This window comes from Chlorobium sp. N1, assembly GCF_004332115.1.
GTDB lineage: Bacteria > Bacteroidota > Chlorobiia > Chlorobiales > Chlorobiaceae > Chlorobium.
Genome location: NZ_SJPA01000003.1, coordinates 258,262 through 265,932, shown reverse-complemented (window position 1 = coordinate 265,932; position 7,671 = coordinate 258,262). Strand labels below are relative to the sequence as shown.

Genomic DNA, 7,671 nt, shown 5'->3' with positions numbered 1-7,671 from the left:
CCTTTTTTGCGCCTGTTTGAATGGCTCCTTTTGGAGCTTGACGTAATCCAAAATTTGTTCAAGTGGTCATCTTCCCGTGCGGCGATGAAGTGCTGCTGGGCGATGGCTTGAATTCTTCAGCAAACCCTATTTACAAAACCATAGCCACCAGGGAGGCCCCCATGTCGAGAGAACAGGCCAAAGCATTCGTCGAGAAGATGAAGACGGACGAAGCGTTCCGTGAAAAAATCATGGCGATCGAAACGCCGGAGGAACGGCTGAAAGCCATCCGAGCGGCAGGATTCGAGTGCACCGGTGAGGAAATTAACGAGGTCCAAGGCGTGAGCTTACCCCCCGGCGCGGTAGTAGGCGGGGGTGGCGGGATTTGGAATTGGTAGTGTTGGCCGCCTGCCCACACGTCCAGCCCCCCATCCATGGGGTATCGTCTCCGCCCGTCGTACCCGTGTGATGCCGGAGCGATCATAAACCGCTCCGGCATCAGGTACGCAGGGTGGCCCCTGATATGTGGAGGTGTTTCAGGACATGGACCCAGTATCCGGCCACATCGCCTTTGGTGGTTACCCGTTCGCCCAAACCCCCAGGCAGCCAGCGGTGCCAACGGGTGACGTACTGCGGGGAGCCTCTCGATCGAGGCTCCTTGCTCGTAAAGCCGGCGGGCGCGTTCCGTGAAGCGGCGCAGGCTCGTTGCCGAGGGGCGGAGTTTCCGGTCGGGGTGAACCTGGCAGCCCCCGGAAAACAAGGAAACGATTCGGAAGAAGACAATTTCGCATCTGAGACATCTGCAGAAATCGCCTGGAAAAGGCGCAAAGCTATTCAGCCACCCCAAAGTTCGTTATGCGAAGGCTTCGTAGTTTTAATTGCTGGAGTAATAACGAAGTAGCGGACGGTGTCGAGCACGAGCTTCTCGTCTCGGCAGGATCGAGTATCGAGGGTGGTTTTTGCGTCTTATGCTCCACGTATGAGGGGGGTTATTCTAAAACCTACGTGCCCTGCTAGTGAACGGCGCCCTGCCGCCCCCCCACGCCACCCGGCACGGTATTGCTCGATCGGAAGAGTACCAGGCCGCCGGGATGAACCGCGCCACCACTTGATACAGCACTCACAGCACTCACAGCACTCACAGCACTCACAGCACTCACAGCACTCTCTATGCGGGCCGTTCCTGCGCACCGGGCGCTTGAGCCCCGCCCCTGCCCTAGAGACCGATAGAGCGCCGGTCGAGCACGGCGCCGCAGGTGCCGGCCCGCCCACGTCGCTTACCGGCAGCACCGCCTACTCCTGGGTTGCCAGGCGTTCAAGCGGGTTCTTCGTCTCCTCGTCCTCCTGCTTCCTCTCCGGCTGCACCATGCGGTACCCCTTCTCCATCGAGGGCGCCTCGCCCTTGCCGAGCACGGCGCTGCAGATCTGGTTGGTGTGCCAGACGTCCATGTAGGCGTCGAGGTAGGCTTCGAGCGACTCCTTGAGCGGTGAGCAGTAGGTGATGCCGCCTTCGCCGAACTGCTGCGCCCTCATCCGTTTGTTGACGCATCCGCCGCCGCAGACGGGGAAGACCTTGCATTCGAGGCAGTTCGGGTCGCTGTGGGGGTCGGTGCCGATGGTGTAGCGGGTAAGCAGCTCCGGGTTCGTGATGAACGGCTCCTCATGCACCGAACCGACGACCATCCGCTCTTTGCCGACGTCCTCCCAGCACTTGTAGAGCTCCCCTTTCGGCCCGACCACATAGCCCTGGTGGCTGGTGGCGATGCAGGTGTTGTGGGCGCCGCCTGTCGGATAGAACCCTCCGCGCGGGGTGATGCCGTCGCGACGGTAGCAGTCGAGCTGGAAGCCGCTCCATTCGGCGGTACGGAGCTCGGTGGTCTTTGTAAGGCCCTCTCCTTCGAAGCGGTTGACATGGCCGGGATAGACCAGAAGCTTCTTGCCCTTGTAGCGTTCGAGGAGCTCGTGGTGGAGGGCGGTGTATTCGTCTCTGTTGGTGTTGTCGACATTGACGCGGATGCTGCATTGGCCTTTCCAGTCGGAGGCCATGAGGCTATCGACGTTCTCCAGGATGCGCTCGTAGGTCGGGCCGCCGCCGCGGAGCGTTCGGCGCCGATCGTGGACGGCCCGGCTTCCGTCGAGCGTGATCTGGACGGTGGTGATCCTGAGATCGTTGAGGCGCTCGATCTTCGCCCGGTCGAGCAGGTAGCCGTTGGTGACCATGCCGGCGTCGGCATAGTCGGGAAAGAGCGCGATGAACGCTTCAGTCAACCGCTCGATGACGCCGAAGGCGAGGGTGGGTTCGCCGCCGTACCAGCTGACCGAGAGGTGCCGGGCCTCCTTGTGGCTGTTGATGAACTGCAGGAGCGCTTCGATGGTCTTTTGGTCCATCATGGCCATATCCGTCTGGCTGTGTTCGAAACAGTAGGGGCAGCTGAAGTTGCAGGCGAGCGTCGGGCAGATGGTCAGACCCACATAGCCGGTGCCGAAGCAGGCCGCGTTGCGCCGGTAGCGGAGCTCCATCAGCTTCAGCTTCTCCGTTTCGGGGTTTGCGAGGAACCCGTGCTCCTCGAGCAGGGCGGTGAAGCCCTCATCGGCGGCCCCGGCCCCGGCCGCGCCCTCCTCTAGGGCGACGGCCATGGCATGGTGCCGTTCGTCGAGCTCGAGCATGACGGCGGAGAGGGTGTTATGGAGGAACCAGCCGTAGCGTTCGCTCCGGAAAAGGGTGTTGTAGCGCGACCAGGGGTTCATATGGCTTCTCTGGATAAGGGATGAGGGTGTTGTAATCAAGAAAGTAATGAATTAGATTTATTTACTTGATTACCATCCCGCCACCACTCCCGAAATGGCCACAGAATTCCGCAAGGAAGCGCTCAAGAAGCTCAGCTCGCCCGACGAGCTCGACCGGCTGATGCCGGTGACGGACCGGAGAGGCTGGATCGGCCTGATTTCACTCGGCGTCTTCATCCTCTCCGCCATAGTCTGGGGCGTGCTCGGCCGTGTCGACACCTCCGTCGACGGCCGGGGCATCACCATGGCGACGGGGGCGATCAGAAGCATCACGGCCCGGACCGGCGGGGTCGTCTCCGGCCTTGCCCTGAAAGGCGGCGAGCCGGTGCAGAAGGGGCAGGTCCTGGCCATCGTCGAGCAGCCGGACCTCAGGCAGCTGTTCCTCGAAGCGTTCTCCAAACACGACTACCTGAACGCCCACCAGTCGGAACGCCGCAGGTTCCTGGAGCAGCAGATCCGGCTGCAGGAGGAGAAGGTCGCCAAGCTCCGTGCGCTCTACCGGCAGGGGCTTGTCGAGAAATCGCTGCTCAACGCGGCCGAGCCGGAAATCATGGAGCTCAAAAACCGCCTCTACACCCTCGACGAATCCCTCTCGGACGCCGAGAGGAAGCTCGAGAAGAGCCGGGAGGACTACCGGTGGCGTTCCGCACTCATCGCTCCCTTCGACGGCATCGTCACCGAAGTCCAGGCCGCCAACGGCGACCTGGTCTCGCAGGGCCAGCAGCTCCTCAAGCTGCAGCCTCTCGACGAGGAGGAAGCCGAGTCGCTCAGGATCGACCTCTACGTCGCCTCGGGCGATGCCAAGAAGATCCGCAGCGGCATGTTCGCCTACGTCTCGCCGGCGACGGTGAAGCCCGAGGAGAGCGGCTACATCGTCGGCCGCGTTCTTGAGATCAGCGAATACCCCGTCTCGGTCGAGTCGATCGCCATCGACATCCGCAACCAGCAGCTCGCCCAGTCGTTCGCCGCCGAAAGCCCTCCCTACAGGGTCAGCGTCAAGCTGCTCCGCGACCCCGGCTCCGCCAGCGGCTACCGCTGGACATCGGGCAAGGGTCCCGAGGTCCGGGTCACCTCCGGCATGCTCTGCCGGGGCAAGATCATCGTTGAACAGAAGCGCCCGATCGAGCTCGTCATCCCCATGCTGAAGAACTATGCCACGGGTGCAGCCGGGTAAGCATAGCGGGCGGTACGGGTCCGCCCGCAAGCACTCTCGGGCTCTTTGGCTCGCCGCTGCCCTCTTTCTGCCTGCAGTGCCGCTCCAGGCGCAGGATGCGGCCGAACAGGGGATCTCCCTCCTTGGGAGCGTCCGGACCGGCCTCACATACGCCCCCGCCGTCCAGAGCGAACGCCGGGAGGTCCTGAAGAGCGAGGCCTCGCTCACCGAGGCGCGTTCGACCTACGACCCTTCGCTCACACTCTCATCCGGCTACCGCAAGGACGCCGGTTTGGCGGAGAGCGGAAGCAACCGCCATACCCTCTCCTCCTCGCTCGCCCTCAGCCAGCGCCTCCCCTCCGGCATCACGCTGGCGCCGACCCTCTCTCTCGTGCGCCGCTCCACCAACCTCGAGGGGACGACGGCCGAGACGGAAGGATCGGCCGGCATGAGCATCGTCGTTCCGCTCTCCAGGGGGCTCGGCAGCCGGAACCTCTCCCGTGCGACGCGCAATGCAGCCCGGCAGTCGCTCGAGGCCGAACAGGAGCAGCTCGTCGCCACGCTCGCCACAAGCGCCTACCGGACGGCCTCGGCATACTGGGACTACGTCTACGCCTGCAGCCAGCTCGATTTGGCCCATCTCCTCACCCAAAGCGCCCGGCACCAGCTGAACGCGACGAGGGTGCTGGCGGAAGCCGACCAGATCGCCCGGCTCATGGTCGAGCAGGCCGACGCCTACCTGCAGCAGTCGCGTGCATCCGAACTCAGCGCCGCGCTCGCCCTCGAAGAGCGCTGGCACGCCCTCCTGCTCGCCATGGGGCAGGATCCTGCCGACTATCCCGTTCCCGCGAAACCCTCGGACGACTTTCCGGTGCCGGAAAACGATTTCCCGGCCGGCCTCCCCTCCCTCGAGACGCTTCGGCGGGCGGCGTTGCGGAACCGTTCCGACCTCCGCTCGGAAGCGCTCGCCACGGCGGCTGCCGCCACCACCCTCGAAGGCTACCGCAACGAACAGAAGCCCGACGTGTCGCTGACCCTCTGGGGCGGCTACGGCGGCACGAGCGCCGGCGACGAGGTCGGCGACTACTTCACGGCACTCAACCACAACATTCCCGGAACCAGCCTCTCGGCCAGCCTCAGCTGGGCGATCGAGGGCGGCAACCGTGCAAACCAGGCAGCGTTCCAGACGAGGCTCGCCATGCTCGAACAGCGCCGGATCGAGGAGGCCGCGCTGCAGCGCTCCGTCGGGAGCGGGGTGGCCACGGCGCTCTCTTCGGTGCGGAACGCCGCCGCCCTCTACCGGCTCAACCTCGTCAGCGCCGAGGCCTACGGCCGGCTGAAGGAGGGGGAGATGAAGAAGTTCAGGATGGGCCTTTCCGACATCTTCAACCTCCAGACGGCCAGCAACAACCTCGCTTCGGCCGACCTGCAGCTCCTGGCGGCAAAAAAAGCGTTCGCGCAGGCGATCCTCGACCTCAGGATGGCGACCGGCTCGCTGGTTGAGGTGACGGACGGCTCCGTGCGGCTCACCTCCGCCAACCTCGTCTCTCTGCCGACAGAGGAGGAGGGGCGGCCATGAGCTTCATGCTCTTTCCGACGAAGATCCTCTGGGAGGAGGAGCGGGTCCGGACCCCGACCATCCTGCAGATGGAGGCGGTGGAGTGCGGCGCCGCCTCGCTCGGCATGATCCTGGCCTATTACGGCAGGCATGTCCCCCTCGAGCGCCTCCGTGTCGAGTGCGGGGTCTCGCGCGACGGCAGCAAGGCCAGCAGCCTCGTCGAAGCCGCCGGGCGCTACGGGCTCGAGGGCAAGGCGCTCCGGCTCGACATCGACGACCTGCACCGCAAGAACCTCCCCTTGATCCTCTTCTGGAACATGTACCATTTCGTGGTGTTCGAGGGGTACCGGAAAGGCCTCTACTACATCAACGATCCGGCTTCGGGCCAGCGGAAGGTGAGCCCCCAGGAGTTCAGCGAGTCCTATTCGGGTGTGGCGCTCACCTTCGAGAAAACGGAGGCGTTCCGGCCGGGAGGGCGGCCCTTCAGCCTCGCCCGTGCGCTCAGGAAGCGGCTGCCGGGCCTCGAGCAGGCGCTCGCCTACATCGTGCTCGCGAGCCTCTTCCTCGTCATCCCCGGACTCGTCGTGCCCTCCTTCCTGCGCATCTTCATCGACCATATCCTCATCGGAGGCTCAGAGGAGTGGCTGCGGCCCCTCGTCATCGGCATGGTTCTTACGGCGATGCTGCAGGCGGGGCTGACCTGGCTGCAGCAGTACACCCTCCTGCGGGCGGAGACCAAGCTGGCGCTCTCCTCGTCGGCGAAGTTCTTCAACCATGTCTTCGCCATGCCGATGCGCTTCTTCACGATGCGCCAGGCCGGCGAAATCTCCAACCGCGTGCAGCTCAACGACCAGGTGGCAACGCTGGTGGCGGGGGATCTGAGCGCCAACGCCCTCAACTTCCTCCTCATCGCCTTCTATGCGCTCCTGATGCTGCGCTACGACGCCCTGCTCACCCTGGTGGCGATCCTCATCGCCGCGCTCAACGCCGCGGCGCTCTTCTACGTCTCCGGCAGGCGCGTGGTGCTGAACCAGAAGTTCCAGCAGGACACGGGCAAGCTGATGGGCACCACCTTCTACGGCATCAGGACGATCGAGAGCATCAAGGCCTCCGGTTCCGAGCCGGACTTCTTCTCCCGCTGGTCGGGGCTCTTCGCCAACATGGTCAACGGCCAGCAGCAGCTGCAGCTCGCCACGCTCTTCCTGCTCGCCCTGCCGCCGTTCCTGCAGTCGGCGGGCAACATCGCCATCCTCTCGGCCGGCAGCCTCCGGGTGATGGAGGGGCAGCTCACGATGGGCATGCTCATCGCCTTCCAGAGTCTCGTGATGTCGTTCCTCGCCCCGGTCAACGACATGGTCACCCTCGGCCAGAAGCTGCAGGAGGCCGAGGGTGACCTGCAGCGGCTCGACGACGTGATGGACAACGACGTCGAGCTTGCCGGCGAAGAGGACGACGGGGTCCTGCATGAACGGCTCGAGGGGTATATCGAACTTCGCGACGTCACCTTCGGCTACAACCTGCTCGAGCCGCCGCTCATCGAGAACTTCTCGCTGAAGCTGGCACCGGGCCAGCGGGTCGCGCTGGTCGGCGGATCGGGGTCCGGGAAGTCGACGGTATCGAAGCTGCTGGCCGGCCTCTACGAGCCGTGGTCCGGCGAACTCCTCTTCGACGGCGTTCCCCGAAGGGAGCTGGCCCAAAAGCGCCTCTCCGCCTCGGTCGGCATGGTCGACCAGGAGATCAGCCTGTTCGAGGGCACCGTCGCCGAGAACATCGCCATGTGGGACGGCACCATGCCGCAGGAGCAGATCGAGCGGGCGGCGGCGGACGCCGCCATCGATGAGGTGATCGCCAGGCGCACCGGCGCCTACCAGGCGACGATTTCGGAGGGGGGCATGAACTTCAGCGGCGGGCAGCGCCAGCGCATCGAAATCGCCCGCGCCCTTGCCGGCGAGCCCTCCATCCTGATCCTCGACGAGGCCACCAGCGCGCTCGACCCCGGCACCGAAAAGATCATCGACATGAACATCCGCCGGCGGGGGTGCACCTGCCTCATCGTGGCGCACCGGCTGAGCACGATCCGCGACTGCGACGAGATCATCGTGCTCGAGCGGGGAACGGTGAAGGAGCGGGGCACGCACGCCTCGCTCTTGGCCCTCGACGGCCGCTATGCGGAACTGGCAAGAACGCAATGAGC

Annotated in this window: 5 protein-coding genes; 4 read left to right on the top strand and 1 reads right to left on the bottom strand. The window is 64.6% G+C overall.

What is annotated here, in order from left to right; all coding sequences use genetic code 11:
* Positions 1–161: 161 nt before the first annotated feature.
* Entirely contained in the window at positions 162–377 is a 216-nt protein-coding gene (locus E0L29_RS06630; RefSeq protein WP_131356613.1) for a Nif11-like leader peptide family natural product precursor, read from the top strand.
* Between the two features lie 895 nt (positions 378–1,272).
* Here the strand turns inward: E0L29_RS06630 and E0L29_RS06615 are convergent.
* Complete coding sequence (locus E0L29_RS06615; protein WP_131356610.1) at positions 1,273–2,727, bottom strand: radical SAM protein; 1,455 nt, start codon at positions 2,725–2,727, stop codon at positions 1,273–1,275.
* 94 nt (positions 2,728–2,821) lie between these two features.
* Between E0L29_RS06615 and E0L29_RS06610 the strand changes: the two genes are divergently transcribed.
* Genes E0L29_RS06610 through E0L29_RS06600 form a run of 3 tightly spaced genes read left to right on the top strand, consistent with a single transcriptional unit; the run spans position 2,822 to position 7,669 of the window.
* Positions 2,822–3,940: an NHLP bacteriocin system secretion protein gene (locus E0L29_RS06610; protein WP_131356607.1), complete on the top strand. Its 1,119-nt coding sequence runs from the start codon at positions 2,822–2,824 to the stop codon at positions 3,938–3,940.
* Entirely contained in the window at positions 3,927–5,498 is a 1,572-nt protein-coding gene (locus E0L29_RS06605; RefSeq protein ID WP_165498838.1) for a TolC family protein, read from the top strand. The genes E0L29_RS06610 and E0L29_RS06605 overlap by 14 nt, the downstream gene beginning before the upstream one ends.
* Positions 5,495–7,669, top strand: a complete 2,175-nt coding sequence (locus E0L29_RS06600) for an NHLP family bacteriocin export ABC transporter peptidase/permease/ATPase subunit (protein WP_131356601.1) — start codon at positions 5,495–5,497, stop codon at positions 7,667–7,669. The genes E0L29_RS06605 and E0L29_RS06600 overlap by 4 nt, the downstream gene beginning before the upstream one ends.
* Positions 7,670–7,671 lie beyond the last annotated feature (2 nt).

What these genes read in the sequence shown, in the direction of transcription:
- E0L29_RS06630 (WP_131356613.1), top strand. Translation starts at nt 162, where the DNA reads ATGTCGAGAGAACAGGCCAAAGCATTCGTCGAGAAGATGAAGACGGAC.
- E0L29_RS06615 (WP_131356610.1), bottom strand. Translation starts at nt 2,727, where the DNA reads ATGAACCCCTGGTCGCGCTACAACACCCTTTTCCGGAGCGAACGCTAC.
- E0L29_RS06610 (WP_131356607.1), top strand. Translation starts at nt 2,822, where the DNA reads ATGGCCACAGAATTCCGCAAGGAAGCGCTCAAGAAGCTCAGCTCGCCC.
- E0L29_RS06600 (WP_131356601.1), top strand. Translation starts at nt 5,495, where the DNA reads ATGAGCTTCATGCTCTTTCCGACGAAGATCCTCTGGGAGGAGGAGCGG.